This is a genomic window from Vibrio sp. 10N.247.311.47 (assembly GCF_041467535.1).
Classification (GTDB): domain Bacteria; phylum Pseudomonadota; class Gammaproteobacteria; order Enterobacterales; family Vibrionaceae; genus Vibrio; species Vibrio crassostreae_C.
The window spans coordinates 1-18,379 of sequence record NZ_JBFSUR010000036.1 but is presented as its reverse complement, the minus strand read 5'-3'; the positions used below and the strand labels follow the sequence as shown (position 1 = coordinate 18,379).

Here is an 18,379-nt window from a genome sequence, read left to right as displayed (position 1 = left end):
GAGATCAATAGTTTATGTTAGGGAAATATTGGGAACAAAACGTCCATTTGACAACAAGATTACTTGCTGTGCTTGGTTTGGGAATATAACATGATAAACCTAGTTTCAGGCAATGCCCTTTATTTTATTGATAAAGAAATTGTACTAATCCGCTATTGAGGTCCTGTAGTTTTTCGATGTCTAGTAACCCAGATCTAAAAGGTAGCAGCTTTACGCTATCTGTTTTGCACTTATCCGATGATCAAGTCGAAAATGCAGTCTCTTTTCTTCAAGAGAAAGTAGACCAAGCACCTACGTTTTTCGCTGCCGCACCTGTTGTTATCAACATCAGTAAAGTCGCGGGCGATATCGATTTTGTGCAACTTAAAAATGGTATATCTCAAGCGGGCATGATCCCGGTTGGTGTGGCAGGCTGTTCTGATAAGCGAATGCAAAACCTCGCTAAAGAAGCCGGTTTTGCAGTGATGACGGCAAGCAAGTCGCCATCTCAAGCTCCAGCGAAAATGGCACCAATCAAAGTGATTAGAACCCCTATTCGTTCTGGTCAGCAGGTTTATGCGAAAGATGGCGATCTATTGATACTCAGCCATGTGAGTGCAGGCGCGGAAGTGATTGCCGATGGCAGCATCCATATTCATGGCACTTTACGCGGCCGTGCGATTGCAGGTGCAAGTGGTCAAACTGAAGCAAAAATAATTTGTAATGACTTACAAGCCGAGCTGGTTTCCATTGCTGGAAATTACTGGCTCAGCGATCAAATTGAAAGCGAGTACTGGCAGAAGAAAACCATGTTCAGTATGGCAAACGATGTATTACACGTTGATGTCCTCGCAATATAAGAGAAATAAAAGGAAAACAGAATGGCACGCATTATCGTTGTAACGTCAGGTAAAGGCGGGGTAGGCAAAACGACCTCCAGTGCAGCTATTGCCTCGGGTCTGGCTTTAAAAGGAAAGAAAACCGCAGTTATCGACTTTGATATCGGTCTGCGTAACCTAGATTTAATCATGGGTTGTGAGCGTCGTGTTGTGTACGACTTCGTTAATGTTATCAATGGTGAAGCGACGCTGAACCAAGCGATGATCAAAGACAAGCGCACAGAGAACCTGTTCATTCTTCCTGCTTCTCAAACTCGTGATAAAGACGCACTAACAAAAGATGGTGTTCGTCGTGTATTTGATGAACTGGATGAAATGGGCTTTGATTTCATCATCTGTGATTCTCCTGCGGGTATCGAACAAGGCGCTCTTATGGCGTTGTACTTCGCTGATGAAGCGATTGTAACCACCAACCCAGAAGTCTCTTCAGTACGCGATTCAGACCGTATTCTAGGTATTCTTGACTCTAAATCTCGTCGTTCTGAAGACGGCTTAGAGCCAGTGAAAACACACCTTCTATTGACTCGCTACAACCCAGCACGTGTAACTCAAGGTGAGATGCTCAGTGTTGAAGACGTTGAAGAAATCCTGCACATCTCTCTACTGGGTGTAATTCCAGAGAGCCAAGCGGTACTGAACGCATCGAACAAGGGTGTTCCAGTTATCTTTGACGAAGCAACCGACGCAGGTATGGCTTACAATGATACTGTAGAGCGACTACTGGGTAGCCAAGTTGACTTCCGCTTCTTAACGGAACAGAAGAAAGGCATCTTCAAACGACTGTTCGGGGGCTAATGCACAATGTCATTATTAGAGTTTTTTAGACCACAGAAAAAGACAACCGCAAACCTAGCCAAAGAACGTTTGCAGATCATTGTTGCCGAACGACGCAGCCATGACGACCCAGCGCCGTCTTACCTGCCGCAACTAAAAGAAGACATCTTGAAGTGTATTGCCAAGTACGTTGAGGTCGATCCATCAATGGTTGATCTGACTTTTGAACACAAAGATGACGACATCTCAGTGTTAGAGTTGAATGTTAAGCTTCCAGAAGAAGATCGATAATCTTTCTGAACAAGATTGGCAGGTAATACACTTGCTTGTATTGATTGAATAAAAAAGAGAGCCTAGGCTCTCTTTTTTGTATGTGCAGTTTATAACTGTAACTAAGTTAGGCTTTAAAGCAGCAAGCGGTTATTTGATCGCTTTACTCAGCTTTTCGCCAACCACATCTAAACGCCAGCCTTGCATAACATCAGGCAGCTTTTCTGGGTTACGATCGTGCTTCCACACCCAGCTTAACATTTGGTTAAGTTGCTTCTTCGATGCCAAGAATTCCGTCGCCAAACCACTGTGTTGTGATGCTGTTTTCACTTCATCTTTCAGCACTTTGAAGAGTTGCTTGTAGCCAGGGAAGTCCATTAGACGTTCTACTGGTGCTGGGTACTCTTCTTCTGGTGTATGTTCCGCTAACTTTACGATTGAGCTGATCTTCGCACCATGGCGACGCACAGAGCGGTAATCAAAACCCTCTTGCTCCATGTGCTTGGGATCTTTCATCGCAAAACGCGCCACAGCCCATAGGTCTTGTTCTTTGAAGACAAAGTTCAGCGCTAAATCGCGCTTGATTGCTTCTTTTAGACGCCAAGTTGCTAGAGGTCGTAAGATCGCTAATTGCTTAGGTTTAAGCTGCCACGCCCCTTTAATATCAAGGTAGGCTGTATCTGGGTTTACTTTACGAATGCGCTTGGCAACTTGTAAATCAGACTCTTGCTGAGCCGCTTCCCACCAGCCAGCTTCCATCACTTTTTCTAGAAGCTTGTTGTACATTGGCATTAGGTAATGCACGTCTGCTGCTGCGTAGTCCAATTGTTTTTGAGAAAGCGGACGCGCTAGCCAGTCTGTGCGAGATTCACTCTTATCGAGATCGACACCGACAAACTCTGAAACCAGAGCAGCAAAGCCCGTTGATAAACCATGACCTAAGAAAGCCGCCATGATCTGTGTATCAACCATTGGTGTTGGTGTACAGCCAAATGCGTTCTGGAACACTTCCAAATCTTCACCGCACGCGTGCAGCACTTTCAATACTGATGCGTCTTTCAACAAGGTAACGAACGGTGTCATGTCATCAAGAGCAATAGGGTCAATCAGTGACAGCGTTTCACCATCAAATAACTGAATCAAGCCTAATTGAGGGTAATAGGTTCTAGTACGAACGAACTCCGTATCAAGCATAACGACATCGGCTTCACGTGCTTGTTGGCAAACTCGCTCAAGGTCTTTCAATTGGGTAATGATTTGATAATCCACAAAAACTCTCACAGGTTTCTATTTGATCGCCGGATACAAAAATGCCGACATTAACTGTCGGCATTCTAACACCATTTTTCAGCGCTCGCTTAGATTAAGCGCCTCAATGGTTTTGGTGCAGTACTTTCGCGCAAACGGGCTAATTATTCGCTAGCGCGTTTCGCAAGTTCTGCATCGTTTTCTTCACGCAGTACGCGGCGTAAGATCTTACCTACGTTAGTCTTTGGAAGATCATCTCTGAACTCGACTAATTTAGGGATTTTGTAACCCGTTAAGTGCTCACGACAGTGCGCGATAATGTCTTCTTTGGTCAGGCTAGGGTCACGCTTCACAACGTAGATCTTAACCAATTCACCAGACACTTCATGAGGTTGACCGATAGCTGCTACTTCAAGCACTTTACCATGCAGAGCCACAACGTCTTCAATCTCGTTCGGGTAGACGTTGAAGCCTGATACAAGAATCATGTCCTTCTTACGGTCAACGATGTACAACAAGCCTTCGTCATCAAACTTAACGATGTCACCTGTCGATAACCAACCGTCTTGATCGATCACTTCTTTGGTCGCTTCAGGGCGCTGCCAGTAACCTTGCATCACTTGAGGGCCACGAACTTGTAGCTCGCCTACTTGGTCATTAGCAATAACCTTACCTTCATCATCAACAATACGAACTTCTGTCGATGGTACTGGTAGGCCGATAGCACCTGTGTAGTCTTTCAGGTCGTATGGGTTACCCGTTACCAGTGGTGAACACTCAGTTAAGCCATAGCCTTCCAATAGGTGAATGCCTGTCGCTTTCTTCCATTGCTCAGCAACAGCGCGTTGAACCGCCATGCCGCCGCCAACAGATAGGCGTAGGTTACTGAAATCCAACTCGTGGAAATCTTCGTTATTAACTAGCGCATTAAACAAGGTGTTTACGCCGGTAATTGCGGTAAACGGAACCTTTTGCAGCTCTTTAATAAAGCCAGGAATGTCACGAGGGTTAGTAATTAGAAGGTTACGACCACCCATCTCAACAAACAGTAAGCAGTTCACCGTCAGTGCAAATACGTGGTAAAGCGGTAATGCCGTTACCACCAACTCGCGGCCTTCTTGCAGAACAGGACCGTAAGCCCCTTTCGCTTGAAGTACGTTCGCAATCATATTGCGGTGCGTTAGGATTGCGCCCTTCGCTACACCTGTTGTACCACCAGTGTACTGTAGGAACGCGATGTCATCACCCGCCATGAACGGTTTCACATATTGAAGACGACGACCTTTGTGCAGCGCTTTTCTGAATGAGATAGCACCCGGCAGATCATACTTAGGCACCATGCCTTTTACGTATTTCACTACAAAGTCGACAATTGTCCCTTTCGCGCGTGGCAGCATTTGCCCTAGGCTAGTTAGAACAACGTGTTTAACCGGCGTGTTATCAACGACTTTCTCTAGCGTGCTCGCAAAGTTAGATACGATAACAATCGCCTTTGCACCAGAATCGTTCAGTTGATGTTCAAGCTCACGAGGTGTGTACAGTGGGTTGACATTCACTGCAATCATACCTGCACGCAATACACCAAATAGTGCAATTGGGTATTGCAGTAGGTTTGGCATCATTAGCGCGACGCGATCGCCCTTCTTCAGTTTCAAGTCATTCTGTAGGTAAGCGGCAAAAGCACGGCTGCGCTCTTCAAGCTTACGGAATGTCATAATCGAGCCCATGTTCTCGAATGCAGGTTGGTCCGCGTACTTCTGTACCGACTGTTCAAACATTTCTACAAGAGATGGGTACTGATCTGGGTTGATCGTTTCTGGTACGTCACTTGGATAACGTGAAAGCCAAGGTTTATCCACGATGTTACTCCTCGTTTATCAGCTGACGACTGCTTCGCCGCTTTTTATCATTGCGGTATTACAGCACAGCTTTAGTGCATGAGCACTAAAAGGCTCAAACACTTGTTTAAATTTTGTTAACTACACCAAGAATTAGCTCTGAAACTAGCTCTGGGCTCTCTAAATGACAATGATGTCCACCAGGAACAGTCTCTATTTGCAGAGGACTATGCACTGATTTGTAGCGATTATGCTGCAAATGTCGGAATCCATCATTGCCTAGGATTATTAATTGAGGGCATTCAATAGCCGCCATAATCGCTTCAGCGTGCGCTTGTGACATTCGATATAACGAGTCACATTTTAGATTAGGGTCGCATCGCCATTGCCAAGAGTTCTCGAACTCGACAATACCTCGCTCAACAATAGGAGCGATTAATTCAGCATTAATTTGGTTGGCGTGAGCTCTCAGCTTAATAGCATCCTCAAGGCTTGCCAGAGGACGTGAAGGCTTTCTTCGCTGTCGAAGACGACTGAGTACCCCATCTCTCAAGCGAGAAACCGTTTCTTGGGGAGCTTCAGAAAGAGGTCCGTGACCTTCAATTTGAATTAATCCTGACACCTTTTCAGGAAAGGCGGCACTATAGCAACTTGCTATCAATGCACCAAGTGAATGTCCTACCAGTACCAGTCTGTTTGGCGATAATTTAGTCACCAACTGATGCAAGTCATCTATATAATCATGAAATGGGTAGTAACTTCCCGATTTGTGCGACGAGAAGCCGTGTCCGAAGAGATCGATAGCAACAAGGTGAGCATTGGGCGCAAACTTGGCGACTTGCTGCATAACCTGATTAAAGCTGGACGAATTATCCAACCACCCATGAATAAAAACGACCGTCGTTGCGGTCGTTTGTGGGTTGCCAATCTGTTGTGTTGCAAGCGTCCCGCTCGCGAGGGAGTATGACTTTTCAATCATCAAACATGTAGTTCCATCTGTTTGCGTAATCAACATCGGATAAAGTTAATTACTCTACGTCTTGTATCACTCGACCTTGTCTTGGCATCGTTTGAAAACTGCGGCAATGTAAACTTCTGCACGAGTAGTAGGTTGGTGCAAAATCGTTAACAACAACGCGCTCAGTAATGTTCCACAGGCGTTGGTTGTCTACTTTCATTACAGGGAAGGTGTAAGGGTATTCCCCTATTTTTCCATCTTCACTTCCAATTGACTGACCAACCAAAGTAATCAGACGACCTTCTGCAAAGCTTAGAGGCTCAACGTACCCTTCAATATAACCAACAAAACGTCCGCTTGGCTCTGCGTCTAGATCTGGCTTACCGCTACTCGAAATCGGCATATTAGCGACTTCGATTCGAGTCTTATCTTTCAAGTTGGTCACTTTAGAGATAACGCCACCTAATCGAACACTTTGCGCATCCGGTAGTTGGTCGACCCACTGTTGGTAATCGCTAATTACAGGCTCTGATTTTGCTTCAAGCTCGCTAGGAAGTGATGAACACCCGGCAAGTACCAATACACCAAGAGAAAAGGCTATTAAGCGTAATTTAGAGAGATAATTTGACATGGTTCTGGTCCTTAAACAGGCATTAATAAGAAGCTCTAGATGTAGATATCGACACCGATAAGCTTTGCAAGTTCTTCTTTCTTCGCCTGATTCATTACATCCATATACTCTTCCATAGCCTTACGTCCTCGGCCTTCTGGAAGATCATACTGGATTTGAGCCTTGTGTAGCTCAGACTCTTTAACTTGACGAATAGAGTGAGAAACAGCATTAGCGACCTTAGTCGGTTGCCCAACCGCAGTGCTAGCATCAGATTTTTTTGCCTGCTCCTTCTTTTTAATTCGATTCGGCTTAGACGTGCTGCCTATCGAAGAAGGAGGTAAGTTGTTAATTGATACCATGACTAAATATCTGCCCTCTCAAATCTAAATAATACGCATTTAGATCTAATTTGCATCAGAACCTTGTAAAAATTATTCGCGACCTGGCAGTTTCTTCCAAGTCACTTTGTCACGAAGATAAACTGGCTCAGATTCTTCTGCTGCAACCGCTTTACCTTCTGCGTAAGCAAATTGAGCAAGGAACGCCATATCTTGAGCTTCTGGGAATAGCACTTCACACGCTTTGGTGTTGATCGCAAGTGTATCCATATGCTCGGCATAAGCTTCCCAGCCGGTACCGACTTTCGCCCATATTTCAGAATCTGCTTCTAACTGCGCAGCCAGTTCACTTGGTGGCGTTACACATTCGGCATCAACCGCAGTCCAACGACCATCTTGTTCGCGGCTGTAACGAGCCCAGTACACTTCGCTCATACGCGCATCAATCGCTGTTGCTACATGAGTTTCACCAAATTTACGGTAGCTGCCTTGCGCCATCGCTGCCAGTGTAGAGACACCAATCATTGGTAAATCCGCACCAAAAGCCAAGCCCTGAGCAATACCAATACCAATACGCACACCCGTGAAACTGCCTGGGCCTTGGCCAAACGCGATAGCATCGATATCGGTTAAAGCGACATTCGCTTCTTTCAGTACTTCATCCACCATAGGTAGAATTTTCTTCGTATGGTCTCGAGGAGCCTCTTCGCTACGTGCGAACACCTGGTCACCAATTACTAATGCAACTGAACAGTTTTCAGTTGCGGTATCTACTGCAAGAATTTTCGCGCTCATTTGTGTCTCAAATATTCGTTATCTAATCTAAAAATAATGGCTAAACTCAACAATGCCAATTACTCAGCAGCGGTTGAATGGTCTTTAGCTAAGAATTCTTTAATGACCCCTAAGTCACGTGTACGAGGGATAGGCGGTAAACTCGCCAAAAATATGCCACCGTAATCGCGAGTCACCAATCGGTTATCGCAAATAATCAAAGCACCATTATCGCGCTTGTCACGTATCAATCGGCCGACACCTTGTTTCAAGGTAATCACAGCGTCTGGCAACTGTACTTGTGCAAAAGGATCACCCCCTTTTAGCTTACAGTCCTCGATTCGAGCCTTAAGTAAAGGGTCATCAGGGGCTGTAAAGGGCAATTTATCGATGATAACACAGCTTAATGCGTCGCCCCTAACATCTATCCCCTCCCAGAAAGCACCTGTAGCCACCAGCAATGCGTTACCTAATTCCATGAATTCGGCTAAGGTTTTTTGCTTACTTGTCTCACCTTGCAATAGAACGGGAACCGAGAGGGTTTCACGGAATCGCTCCCCCAACTCTTTCATCATGCTGTGTGAAGTACACAAGAAGAAACAGCGGCCTTGGTTTTGCTCAATCACAGGAGTCAGCATTCTTACTAGCTTATCCGCGAGACCGGGGCTATTCGGTTCTGGAAGATAACGAGGCACACACAAGCGCGCTTGATTCGGATAATCAAACGGGCTCGGCAGTGAAAACTGTGCCGACGGTTTTAACCCTAATCGAGAAGTAAAGTGTTCGAAATCATCCGACACCGCCAAGGTTGCTGAGGTAAACACCCATGCGCCCGGCTTCAGCTCAATCTGTTCGTGGAATTTATCGGCGACAGAAAGCGGTGTGATATGCAGAGCAAAGTGGCGCGGTGTGGTGTCATACCAATAGGAATAACCGGTAATCGACACATCACACACACGTTCGATACGCGACTTAATCATGGTTGCACGCTCAAAAGCCGTGTCTAACAACTGGCTTCGACCCAATGCTAATTTCAATACATCCACAGCCAGTTGCAACGCATCTTGTAAACGCACGAGCTCTCTCGCAATCGACTCTGACTTCAATGCTTCACGCCAGTTACCACGAAAGCCGGTGTCGCCGAGCACAATGCGTAAATCGGCGGCTGATTGAATGAGCCTCTCGCCAACCTTTTGCAGCTGCCGCATGTCTTTGGCTTCAGTGCGGTAAGCGATTTCAATGTCTTTGGCTAGTTCTTGGATTTGTCGGCTTGATACTGATTGTCCGAAATACTGACTGGCGATATCGGGAAGTTGATGCGCTTCATCGAAGATAAACACATCGGCTTCAGGTATCAGCTCACCAAACCCGGTTTCTTTGATCGCTAAATCCGCGAGGAATAGATGGTGGTTTACTACGACAACATCCGAATCCATCGCTTTTTTACGCGCCTTAAGCACAAAGCAATCAGTGTAGCTCGGGCATTCTTTGCCTAAGCAGTTGTCGTTAGTCGAGGTAATGGTTGGAATAACTGGGCTATCTTCAGCAATATCATCGCAATCGCCTAAGTCACCAGTTTGAGTCGCCGAAGACCAGCTGCGCACTTTCACCAACTGAGCTAACAGCGTTGGATCGGTATGAGTGCCATGACTTTCGATCATCTGGCGACTGAGCCTGTCCAAACACAAATAGTTTGAACGACCTTTCAGCAGAGCAACCTGACCATAAAAACCAAGCGCATCGACCATTAATGGTAAATCACGATGAAACAACTGCTCTTGAAGGTTTTTCGACCCCGTACTGATAATAGTTTTCTTACCACTCAGCAGTGCCGGTACTAGGTAAGCAAACGTCTTACCGGTACCCGTCCCTGCCTCAACAACCAATTGGCTTTGTTGCTCAATGGCCTGTGAGACCGCCTCAGCCATGTCCAACTGAGCTTGTCGTGGTTGAAACCCAGGGATCGCTTTACCCAGAGCACCATCAGCAGAAAACGTTTTAGATATCATAGAGTACGTGGTTTAGAAAAATAGAAGGCGAATTATGGCAGGTTTAGTGAGCCGGTGCGAATCAGAAATGACTGCACACCGGAGGTGTCTATCGAATAGAACATAGCAGGCTAAGTCTTGTTAACCAACCTAGCCCAAAACAAATGAAGGGGTTGTTTAACTACTTGCGATTCAAGTAACGAGATAACCAAGACGCCCCAGAAAAACCGGAATCACTTGGTTGCATAGCTTTAGCAGCATCAGTCGGAGAAGCTTTGCTTTCCCACATTTCATCAAGAACGTTGCCGTCCACCTGAACATCACCAACTAATGAATTTACACGCTTACAATATAACTTTTTCGCTAGTAACTCTTTATCCATAAATGATCACCTATGCATGGCTGAAAATGTTGGCTCGCTCTAGTGGAACTTGACCGAGAATATCGGTTAAAACCGTCAGAAATCTAACCTCTACCTGAATTTGTTAAGCCTCTCAATTTATTAATCCCCTAAATGAACGGTAGATTTTGTTGAAACCAAATTGATAATAGATTAATTATAACGGTGATATTGCGGCTCAGTTCACCGTTCGACGGCCTGCATTAAATTTGAAGAATCCCGATTTCATATAATAAGTGCAACATTTCATGGAAGTAAGATGCAAATGGAAAGAAAAACTTTACTAACACATTGTACTGATGCCCCCGGCCTCATCTCTAAGATCACCAATATTTGTTATAAGCACCAACTCAATATTATTCACAACAATGAGTTCGTAGATAACACAAGTGGCCACTTCTTTATGCGCACCGAGCTTGAAGGGTATTTCAATGACGAAACCTTACTTGCCGATTTAGATCAAGCCCTGCCACCAAATACGAAACGTAAGCTTGTTGATTCGTCTCGCAAGCGTGTTGTGATACTCGTGACCAAGGAAGCACACTGCCTTGGCGACATTCTAATGAAGAACTTCGATGGCAGCTTAGACGTTGAAATTGCGGCCGTTGTCGGTAACTACGACATTCTACAAAGCCTAACCGAGCGTTTTGACATCCCTTACCACCATGTTTCTCACGAAGGGCTAAACCGTGAAGAACATGAGAAGAAGATGCTAGAAGTGATTGACCAGTACGAGGCGGATTACCTTGTTTTGGCTAAGTACATGCGAGTGCTGACACCAGGTTTTGTTGAAAAATACCACCACAAGATCATCAATATCCACCACAGCTTCTTGCCAGCATTTATTGGCGCGAAGCCATACCAACAAGCGTATGAGCGCGGCGTGAAGATCATTGGCGCAACGGCACACTTTGTGACGAATGATTTGGATGAAGGTCCAATCATCAAGCAAGATGTTATCCCTGTGGATCACAACTTCAGCGCGAAAGACATGGCACAAGCCGGTCGTGACGTAGAGAAGAATGTATTAAGTAAGGCGTTAAACAAGGTGATCAATGATCATGTGTTTGTTTACGGCAACAAGACTGTAATTCTGTAAATCGGATATTCGATTTCCGGTAAGACTTCCAGTTAGAACCCAATAAAAAACGCGCAATAGGGAAAGCCCATCGCGCGTTTTTTGTATCTGATGATCAGACTCGCTTTGAGAGATTCCCGACTACGCTCCTTCGTCGCTATCGGGAATGACGAACTCGGTGATGAACCTTCGAGCTATAGGCTCTAACATACGCTCTCGAACGCTCAGTCTGTCACTATCCAAAGATAGACTCTGGAAAATTTCATCGAACACCCCGTCATTCCGACGAGCCAAGGCGAGATCAGGAATCTCTTTCCTAGCAACTCTCTATTCAAATTAAGCCTGTTCTGATTCCACAATCTTCTTCAAAGAGTGTGGATGCAGCTTGATGCAAATCCCTTGATGTTTAAAAGCCACTGTTGGGTTATTCAAGCGTTCACCCTCGCCTTTCGGGCTAGAGAGTTTGATCTTAACGCCTTGCTCACCCAGCGTTTCAAAGTTAGCAGCGAACTGCGGGTAAGTTTCTTTAAGATCCGCTAGATACTCATCAGCTGTTTGGGCATGAGAAGGAATCACAAACTCTACATGTTCCCAATCTTGGCTTGGGTAAATCTTACCTTCTGCTGGATATGGCAGCTCCAAACATTCAATTTTCCAGCCAAGGCTTTGCAAGGGTTCATCGAAAGCCAACACCACAATTGGACGACCATTAATCATCGCCTCAGAAATCATAGAGCCGTACTCAGACCACGCTTGATGGGCAGATTTCGCTAGCTCAGTGTCATTGATTCGCAGCGCAATATGATCCGCTTGAGCAAAGCTTAAATCCAAACCTAATGTATTTCCTAGGCTCTCGATTTTTGCCATAAAAGTATCAAGGCGGGCGATCATTTGTTGTGGTTCTAGTTCAGCTTGCTTCAGGCTCATCATCATTGTCTGTGTTCTCCAAATAATGGCTGCATGTTATCAGTTTTGCCTTTTGCAACAAGCGTTGCTTTTACAAAAAACACTCAATAACTATGTTCTTTTCGCTCCTTAAACATGCAAACGCGTCTTGCTAAAAGTCGATTGTCAAAAACCACTCAGGAAATGTTAATTTTCTATCAATTCGACCTATAAGAAACCGCACAAAATTGGTATGATTACCGCCATTTCTGTGAACTTAAACAGAGTCTGCTGCTGATTTTGGCATTAAATCGTTAACTAGAAGCATAATTAACCAATTTAATGACCAAGAATTAACGGCCACTCTTATCATCCTTGAATTGAAGGAAACGCGTGTGAATATCCAAGCACTTATTAATGACAAAGTATCTCAGGCTCTAGAAGCCGCTGGCGCACCTGCAGGCTCTCCTGCGGCTGTTCGCCAATCTGCAAAACCACAATTTGGTGACTACCAAGCAAACGGCGTTATGGGCGTTGCTAAGCGACTAGGCACTAATCCTCGAGAGTTTGCTCAAAAAGTATTGGACGTTCTAAACCTAGACGGTATCGCGTCTAAAGTTGAAATCGCAGGTCCGGGTTTCCTAAACATCTTCCTAGATGAAGCTTTCCTAGCCAAACAAGCAGACGCAGCATTGGCTGATTCTCGCCTTGGTGTTGCAGTAGCAGAAACACAAACAATTGTTGCGGATTACTCTGCACCAAACGTTGCGAAAGAGATGCACGTTGGTCACCTACGTTCAACCATCATCGGTGATGCGGTCGTTCGTACTCTTGAGTTCCTAGGCCACAACGTTATCCGTGCTAACCACATCGGTGACTGGGGTACTCAATTTGGTATGCTTATCGCAAACCTTGAGCGCGTTCAGGCTGAGTCTGGCGAAGTTTCAATGGAACTTGCTGACCTTGAAGGCTTCTACCGTGAATCTAAAAAGCTTTACGATGAAGACGAAGAGTTCGCAGTTAAAGCACGTGGCTACGTTGTTAAACTACAAAGCGGCGACGAGTTCTGCGCAGAGATGTGGAAGAAGCTTGTTGACGTAACAATGATTCAAAACCAACGCAACTACGATCGCCTAAACGTGTCTCTAACGCGTGATGACGTAATGGGCGAAAGCATGTACAACCACATGCTTCCAACTATCGTTGCTGACCTAAAAGAGCAAGGTCTTGCAAAAGAAGATGACGGCGCACAGGTTGTATTCCTAGACGAATACAAAAACAAAGATGGCGACCCAATGGGCGTTATCATCCAGAAACGTGACGGCGGCTTCCTTTACACAACCACTGATATCGCTTGTGCAAAATACCGTTTTGAAGAACTAGGCGCAGACCGCGTACTTTACTTCATCGACTCACGTCAGCACCAACACCTAATGCAAGCTTGGACTATCGTTCGTAAAGCAGGTTACATCCCAGAATCTGTTTCTCTTGAGCACCACGCATTCGGCATGATGCTAGGTAAAGACGGTAAACCATTCAAGACTCGTGCAGGCGGTACTGTTCGTCTTGCTGATCTTCTTGATGAAGCCGAAGTTCGTGCAGCGCAGCTAATCGAATCTAAGAACCCAGAACTAGCAGAAGACGAGAAGAAAGCGATCGCGAACACTGTTGCTATGGCAGCGGTTAAGTACGCAGACCTTTCTAAGCACCGCACTACTGACTACGTGTTCGATTGGGACAACATGCTTGCATTCGAAGGCAACACAGCACCATACATGCAGTACGCATACACTCGTGTTGCTTCTGTATTTGCTAAAGCTGGCATTTCTATGGACTCGCTTGAAGGTGAAATCAAAATCAATGAAGAGAAAGAGAAAGCGCTTATCGCGAAACTTCTACAGTTTGAAGAAGCAGTACAGTCTGTTGCTCGTGAAGGTCAACCACACATCATGTGTAGCTACCTATTCGAACTAGCTGGTCAATTTTCTAGCTTCTACGAAGCTTGCCCTATCCTAGTTGCTGAAGACAAAGCTGTTAAGCAGAGCCGTCTGAAGCTTGCTGCACTAACAGCGAAGACGATCAAGCAAGGTCTGTCGCTTTTAGGTATCGACACTCTAGAGCGCATGTAAGCGATTCGAGATTCGAGATTCGAGATTCGAGATTCGAGATTCGAGATTCGAGATTCGAGAAAATTAGAAAGGTTGACGTGAAAGCGTCAACCTTTTTTTTGTCTGGAGGTTTGTTTACTCGATTATTTAAGCGATTAGCTAACCTACACAGCAAGAGATCTCCTATTACGCTCATTCGTCGCTCTAGGAGATGACGAGAATAGGTGTAGTGAATCCAAGACAACATCAATGATGCGCCATCAAACCACACCAAATCGTTATCCCTCTTCTCACCATCATTCCCTACAGTGAGGGACGAACGTGATAGGGAATCTGCTTATTGAGAACGTAAGCCCTAGCCACATTCAAACTCCGACCTTATACTCATGTAAAACAATTAATTGGAAAGATCATGAGCTTCGAACTTCACCCGCAACTTGCGAAAGACACCACACTTATCGGCGAATTTCCACTGAGCTTAGCCCTGCTACACAAAGATAACGCAGTGCCTTGGGTTATCTTGGTACCAAAACGTGCCAACCTAAAAGAGTTGCACCACTTACCAATGAAAGAGCAACAGCAGTTCCTACATGAATCTCAGGCGGTAAGCCAAGCATTAGAAGCAACGTTCCAACCAGACAAATTGAACCTTGGTGCGCTGGGTAATATGGTGCCACAACTGCACATCCACCATATTGCACGCTTCAAAGACGACATTGCTTGGCCCGGCCCAGTATGGGGTAATACAAAAGGCGAACAGCGCAGTGAAGAAGATCAAGCCGCTATCCTGACTCGTATCCAAAACGTTCTGTCACTGAGCTCTATCTTCAAGAAAGCATAATTCTAGTTCATCTCATTGAGCTTTAAAGCAAAACACTTCAGAAAAGACACATAACAAAAAGCCGCTCATCTTAGATAAGCGGCTTTGTCATTTTCTAATCTCGCCTTTTTCAACGAGAGTCTGAAGACCGAACTACATCATCACGTTAAGCGACAAACCATCTTGTTTGCTGATGGTGTAGCGAATACGCGTTGTATGACCATGCTTATTCGTATCGACCAAGCGAGAAACTTTCCCTTTCTTGACCCAAACACTCAGCATCGCATCGACGCCATCTTCACTCATGCCAAACTTTGCAGCGAGCTCTTTACGAGCCGCAACGCCGTGGCTATCAATGTATTGATGAAGTTCAGTTAAAATCATACTACTTGCACCTCTAGTGCTTTCTGCTTACTGCCCACTTTCTTGAAGACGCGATACGTCACCACAAAACCACCAGCAATCGCCACCATCCATACTGCACTTGTCACAGGATGCGCAGCAAAGTTTGCCGCTTGGTAGTAGAAAGTCGCACCAAAGTAACCAAGAGCCATCGTCCAAACCGCGATGAAGCGTGCAAACGTCTGACCAAATTCACGAACATAAGCACCCATCGCGGCCACACAAGGCGTGTAAAGCAGGATAAGAATCAAGTAAGCGAATGCCGCATGACCAGATACAAACTTGTCTTTCAAGTTACCAAAGATAGAGGTATCGACTTCTTGGTCAGCTGCTACAGAATTAGAGTCAGACAAGTCGCCAACTTCAATACCTAATGGATCTGAGTAGCTCAATCCGGCTAGGTTTTCAGGGATCGTCATTACCGCTTCTTGCAGGCTTGCTGCTAAGTCAAACTCAGCTGCTTCTTCATCAGAAGGCGTTGTATATAGGCTATTTAATGTACCAACAACGGCTTCTTTAGCGAAAATACCTGTGATGATACCAACCGTTGCAGGCCAGTTCTCTTCAGTAATACCAATTGGTTGGAATACAGGTGTTACAACTTGAGCTGCTCTAGACAGTACTGAGTTTTCGCTATCTTCGTTACCAAAGCTGCCGTCCATACCTAGAGAGTTTAGGAAGCTAAGAATAGCCACAACCATCACGATTGTTTTACCTGCACCAAGTACGAAACGCTTCAGCTTCTGCCAAGTTTTCAACATTACGTTTTGCACTGTCGGCAATTCGTAATCTGGCATTTCCATCACTAAGCTATCACTGCTACCTGGGTAGATCGTGTTTTTCAGGAACAAACCCGTAAATACAGAAGCAACGATACCCATGATGTACAGAGCGAATACTACGTTTTGTCCTGCACCTGGGAAGAACGCCGCCGCGAACAGTGCGTATACCGGTAAACGAGCACCACATGACATAAACGGCGCCATTGATGCTGCTAGTTTACGTTCGCGCTCTTGGTCAAGAGTACGAGTTGCCATGATTGAAGGCACGTTACAACCAAAGCCCAGTACAAGTGGGACAAATGCTTTACCCGGTAAACCAATCTTCTGCATCACTTTATCAAGTACAAATGCAGCACGAGCCATGTAGCCTGAGCTTTCTAGTACCGCTAAGAATAGGTAAAGCGCTGCGATAACAGGAATAAAGGTCGCAACCGTTTGGATACCGCCGCCAATACCATCAGCAAGTACAGTGACTAACCAAACTGGTAAATGGCCATCTAATAAGTGGTGTCCACCATCAACTAATATTGCTCCAACACCAATATCGAAGAAGTCGATAAACGCACTACCGATATTGATAGAGAACATGAACATTAGGTACATGATAACGAAGAAGAAAGGAATACCGACCCATTTGTTCAAAATGAATTGGTCTGCTTTCTCTGTAAAGTTACGGCTTAGTTTGCCTTCGCTGCGACGAACACGTTTACAAAGGTCATGTAAGAAAGTGTATTTAGCGTCAGCAACAGCAAGGTCAATATCGAAATCGGCACCAAGACGCACGCTATCAATTTGAGTGCGAGTTTGTGGGGCTAAACCATTCAATACCAAGTAATCATTTTCTAAAGCACGAATCGCTAGCGCTCGGTGAGATACGTCAGCATCATCAAATTGTGACTCAACAGAAGGGATAAGAGCTTCTAACGCGGCATCGTAATCAATAGAGATAGGGTCAAGGCTCACACCTTGAACAAGCAGTTTATGCAGACGCTCTTTAAAGCGAACCACTTGACCTTTATCGTTTGCAGACAAGCTTAGAACTGGGCAACCTAGCTCTTTCTCTAGTGCTTTAAGGTTAATCACCTGACGTTCGCGCTTTAATACATCCATTTTGTTCAACACAACGATCATTGGGCGACCCAACTCACGCAGCTGTAATGTCATATATAAGCTTCGTTCTAGACAGTTAGCGTCGACAACATTGATGATCACATCTGCTGGGTGAGTTAAAACAGCGCGAGACGCGATAGACTCATCGATGCTGTTCGCATCATTACCACTGTCTAGTGCGTAGATACCCGGTAAATCCGTTAGTTGAAACTGATCACCAGCGTGCGAGTATAAACCCGTCTTCTTTTCAACAGTGACACCAACCCAGTTACCAACGTGCTGCTTAGCACCAGTCAGTGCGTTGAACAGTGTTGTTTTACCACTATTCGGGTTACCAACGGTAAGAACTTGATAATCCATTTAGATAACCTCGATTTGTTCTGCAATGCTTTCACGAATGGCGATAGAAACACCTCTCACTTCAACTTGAAGCGGATCACCCATAGGTGCACGGCGGATAAGCGTCACCTCGGTTTTTGGCAACATACCCATGACCATAAGTTTCTTCCTTACGTCTGGTGTTAAACCTGTTAGTGCAACAATAGAAGCCGCCTTTCCTTGCTCTAGTTGTGAGAGTTTCATAAGTACCCAATTCGTGACTGATAATGAGAAAGATTGTTATTAACGCCATGATACACATACATGCCCACAATTCTATTGTGTGAAATCAATGTTTTCGAAAATACATACTCGTAAGTTTCGTTAAAAACGTTTACGTCAAAAACGTTACTTTCAACAACTAGCGAGAACTACCTCACTAGTACAAACCCTCCCAAACAAAAACAAATCATTAATTATCAATTACTTGAGACAATGTCGGTTTTATCATAGGTATCTGTCGTTAATTTTATAAGTAAAATAAGTAGCTGGACGTATAGTTACTCCATCGAAGAGAAACTACTTCTCTTTAATTTTATTCCAGAGGTGATATGGCTTTGCTATATCACTCCGGCAGCAAGCGAAGGTGTCGTTGGCACCCGTGGTATAGTCCCCCCGGCTATGCCACGATATTTTTTTCTTCCCTTTGTTTTATCCCAACAACCTTTTTAAACTCCCCATTTATCTCGTATCTCGTATCTCGTATCTCGTATCTCGTATCTCGTATCTCGTATCTC

Annotated in this window: 18 protein-coding genes; 6 read left to right on the top strand and 12 right to left on the bottom strand. The window is 45.0% G+C overall.

Annotation, left to right across the window (positions count from 1 at the left end; translation table 11 throughout):
* Positions 1-176: 176 nt before the first annotated feature.
* From minC to minE, 3 genes are read left to right on the top strand one after another with little or no spacing between them, the layout of a single operon-like run.
* Positions 177-839, top strand: a complete 663-nt coding sequence (minC, locus tag AB6E51_RS20070; RefSeq protein ID WP_017063419.1) for a septum site-determining protein MinC — start codon at positions 177-179, stop codon at positions 837-839.
* Between the two features lie 21 nt (positions 840-860).
* A complete protein-coding gene (gene minD, locus AB6E51_RS20065) occupies positions 861-1,673 on the top strand; it encodes a septum site-determining protein MinD (protein WP_009848498.1) in 813 nt (270 codons plus the stop codon).
* A 6-nt stretch (positions 1,674-1,679) separates the two neighbouring features.
* Positions 1,680-1,943 (top strand): cell division topological specificity factor MinE, encoded by a 264-nt coding sequence (minE, locus tag AB6E51_RS20060; RefSeq protein WP_010436847.1) that lies wholly within the window; start codon positions 1,680-1,682, stop codon positions 1,941-1,943.
* A gap of 129 nt (positions 1,944-2,072) precedes the next feature.
* Here the strand turns inward: minE and rnd are convergent, their stop codons facing one another.
* From rnd to AB6E51_RS20020, 8 genes are all read right to left on the bottom strand, one after another.
* Complete coding sequence (rnd, locus tag AB6E51_RS20055; protein WP_017062374.1) at positions 2,073-3,191, bottom strand: ribonuclease D; 1,119 nt, start codon at positions 3,189-3,191, stop codon at positions 2,073-2,075.
* Between the two features lie 143 nt (positions 3,192-3,334).
* On the bottom strand, positions 3,335-5,029 hold the full coding sequence (gene fadD, locus AB6E51_RS20050; protein ID WP_017062375.1) for a long-chain-fatty-acid--CoA ligase FadD: 1,695 nt from the start codon (positions 5,027-5,029) through the stop codon (positions 3,335-3,337).
* 106 nt (positions 5,030-5,135) lie between these two features.
* Entirely contained in the window at positions 5,136-5,987 is an 852-nt protein-coding gene (locus AB6E51_RS20045; RefSeq protein ID WP_372058224.1) for an alpha/beta fold hydrolase, read from the bottom strand.
* A gap of 49 nt (positions 5,988-6,036) precedes the next feature.
* A complete protein-coding gene (locus AB6E51_RS20040; protein ID WP_017062377.1) occupies positions 6,037-6,597 on the bottom strand; it encodes a Slp family lipoprotein in 561 nt (186 codons plus the stop codon).
* A gap of 35 nt (positions 6,598-6,632) precedes the next feature.
* The gene (locus AB6E51_RS20035; protein ID WP_017062378.1) at positions 6,633-6,938 is read right to left on the bottom strand and encodes a hypothetical protein; all 306 of its coding nucleotides are present in this window, start codon (positions 6,936-6,938) and stop codon (positions 6,633-6,635) included.
* A 72-nt stretch (positions 6,939-7,010) separates the two neighbouring features.
* A complete protein-coding gene (gene tsaB, locus AB6E51_RS20030; RefSeq protein WP_017062379.1) occupies positions 7,011-7,712 on the bottom strand; it encodes a tRNA (adenosine(37)-N6)-threonylcarbamoyltransferase complex dimerization subunit type 1 TsaB in 702 nt (233 codons plus the stop codon).
* 59 nt (positions 7,713-7,771) lie between these two features.
* Positions 7,772-9,700: an ATP-dependent DNA helicase gene (locus AB6E51_RS20025; RefSeq protein ID WP_372058225.1), complete on the bottom strand. Its 1,929-nt coding sequence runs from the start codon at positions 9,698-9,700 to the stop codon at positions 7,772-7,774.
* 160 nt (positions 9,701-9,860) lie between these two features.
* A complete protein-coding gene (locus tag AB6E51_RS20020; protein WP_372058226.1) occupies positions 9,861-10,061 on the bottom strand; it encodes a hypothetical protein in 201 nt (66 codons plus the stop codon).
* Between the two features lie 283 nt (positions 10,062-10,344).
* On the opposite strand from AB6E51_RS20020, the gene purU reads away from it, so the two are divergent.
* The gene (purU, locus tag AB6E51_RS20015) at positions 10,345-11,178 is read left to right on the top strand and encodes a formyltetrahydrofolate deformylase (RefSeq protein ID WP_029235131.1); all 834 of its coding nucleotides are present in this window, start codon (positions 10,345-10,347) and stop codon (positions 11,176-11,178) included.
* A gap of 315 nt (positions 11,179-11,493) precedes the next feature.
* On the opposite strand, the gene AB6E51_RS20010 is transcribed toward purU, so the two are convergent.
* Positions 11,494-12,090 carry a VOC family protein gene (locus AB6E51_RS20010; protein WP_017070298.1) on the bottom strand — a complete coding sequence of 199 codons (597 nt, stop codon included), beginning with the start codon at positions 12,088-12,090 and terminating at the stop codon, positions 11,494-11,496.
* A gap of 347 nt (positions 12,091-12,437) precedes the next feature.
* On the opposite strand from AB6E51_RS20010, the gene argS reads away from it, so the two are divergent.
* Both argS and AB6E51_RS20000 read left to right on the top strand, forming a co-directional pair.
* The gene (gene argS, locus AB6E51_RS20005) at positions 12,438-14,171 is read left to right on the top strand and encodes an arginine--tRNA ligase (RefSeq protein WP_372058227.1); all 1,734 of its coding nucleotides are present in this window, start codon (positions 12,438-12,440) and stop codon (positions 14,169-14,171) included.
* 391 nt (positions 14,172-14,562) lie between these two features.
* A complete protein-coding gene (locus tag AB6E51_RS20000; RefSeq protein ID WP_017061937.1) occupies positions 14,563-14,991 on the top strand; it encodes an HIT domain-containing protein in 429 nt (142 codons plus the stop codon).
* 132 nt (positions 14,992-15,123) lie between these two features.
* Here AB6E51_RS20000 and AB6E51_RS19995 read toward each other — a convergent pair whose 3' ends face one another.
* Genes AB6E51_RS19995 through AB6E51_RS19985 form a run of 3 tightly spaced genes read right to left on the bottom strand, consistent with a single transcriptional unit; the run spans position 15,124 to position 17,846 of the window.
* On the bottom strand, positions 15,124-15,354 hold the full coding sequence (locus tag AB6E51_RS19995) for a FeoC-like transcriptional regulator (RefSeq protein WP_017061938.1): 231 nt from the start codon (positions 15,352-15,354) through the stop codon (positions 15,124-15,126).
* Complete coding sequence (gene feoB / locus AB6E51_RS19990; protein WP_017061939.1) at positions 15,351-17,624, bottom strand: Fe(2+) transporter permease subunit FeoB; 2,274 nt, start codon at positions 17,622-17,624, stop codon at positions 15,351-15,353. The genes AB6E51_RS19995 and feoB overlap by 4 nt, the downstream gene beginning before the upstream one ends.
* Complete coding sequence (locus tag AB6E51_RS19985) at positions 17,625-17,846, bottom strand: FeoA family protein (protein ID WP_004734203.1); 222 nt, start codon at positions 17,844-17,846, stop codon at positions 17,625-17,627. It lies immediately after the preceding gene.
* Between the last annotated feature and the right edge of the window lie 533 nt (positions 17,847-18,379).

Bases quoted from the DNA above. Each gene is read 5' to 3' on its own strand.
- AB6E51_RS20040 (WP_017062377.1), bottom strand. From the start codon at position 6,597: ATGTCAAATTATCTCTCTAAATTACGCTTAATAGCCTTTTCTCTTGGT.
- tsaB (WP_017062379.1), bottom strand. From the start codon at position 7,712: ATGAGCGCGAAAATTCTTGCAGTAGATACCGCAACTGAAAACTGTTCA.
- AB6E51_RS20045 (WP_372058224.1), bottom strand. From the start codon at position 5,987: ATGATTGAAAAGTCATACTCCCTCGCGAGCGGGACGCTTGCAACACAA.
- AB6E51_RS19995 (WP_017061938.1), bottom strand. From the start codon at position 15,354: ATGATTTTAACTGAACTTCATCAATACATTGATAGCCACGGCGTTGCG.
- AB6E51_RS20010 (WP_017070298.1), bottom strand. From the start codon at position 12,090: ATGATGATGAGCCTGAAGCAAGCTGAACTAGAACCACAACAAATGATC.
- AB6E51_RS20020 (WP_372058226.1), bottom strand. From the start codon at position 10,061: ATGGATAAAGAGTTACTAGCGAAAAAGTTATATTGTAAGCGTGTAAAT.
- minD (WP_009848498.1), top strand. From the start codon at position 861: ATGGCACGCATTATCGTTGTAACGTCAGGTAAAGGCGGGGTAGGCAAA.
- feoB (WP_017061939.1), bottom strand. From the start codon at position 17,624: ATGGATTATCAAGTTCTTACCGTTGGTAACCCGAATAGTGGTAAAACA.
- AB6E51_RS20035 (WP_017062378.1), bottom strand. From the start codon at position 6,938: ATGGTATCAATTAACAACTTACCTCCTTCTTCGATAGGCAGCACGTCT.
- AB6E51_RS20025 (WP_372058225.1), bottom strand. From the start codon at position 9,700: ATGATATCTAAAACGTTTTCTGCTGATGGTGCTCTGGGTAAAGCGATC.
- AB6E51_RS19985 (WP_004734203.1), bottom strand. From the start codon at position 17,846: ATGAAACTCTCACAACTAGAGCAAGGAAAGGCGGCTTCTATTGTTGCA.
- minE (WP_010436847.1), top strand. From the start codon at position 1,680: ATGTCATTATTAGAGTTTTTTAGACCACAGAAAAAGACAACCGCAAAC.
- purU (WP_029235131.1), top strand. From the start codon at position 10,345: ATGGAAAGAAAAACTTTACTAACACATTGTACTGATGCCCCCGGCCTC.
- minC (WP_017063419.1), top strand. From the start codon at position 177: ATGTCTAGTAACCCAGATCTAAAAGGTAGCAGCTTTACGCTATCTGTT.
- AB6E51_RS20000 (WP_017061937.1), top strand. From the start codon at position 14,563: ATGAGCTTCGAACTTCACCCGCAACTTGCGAAAGACACCACACTTATC.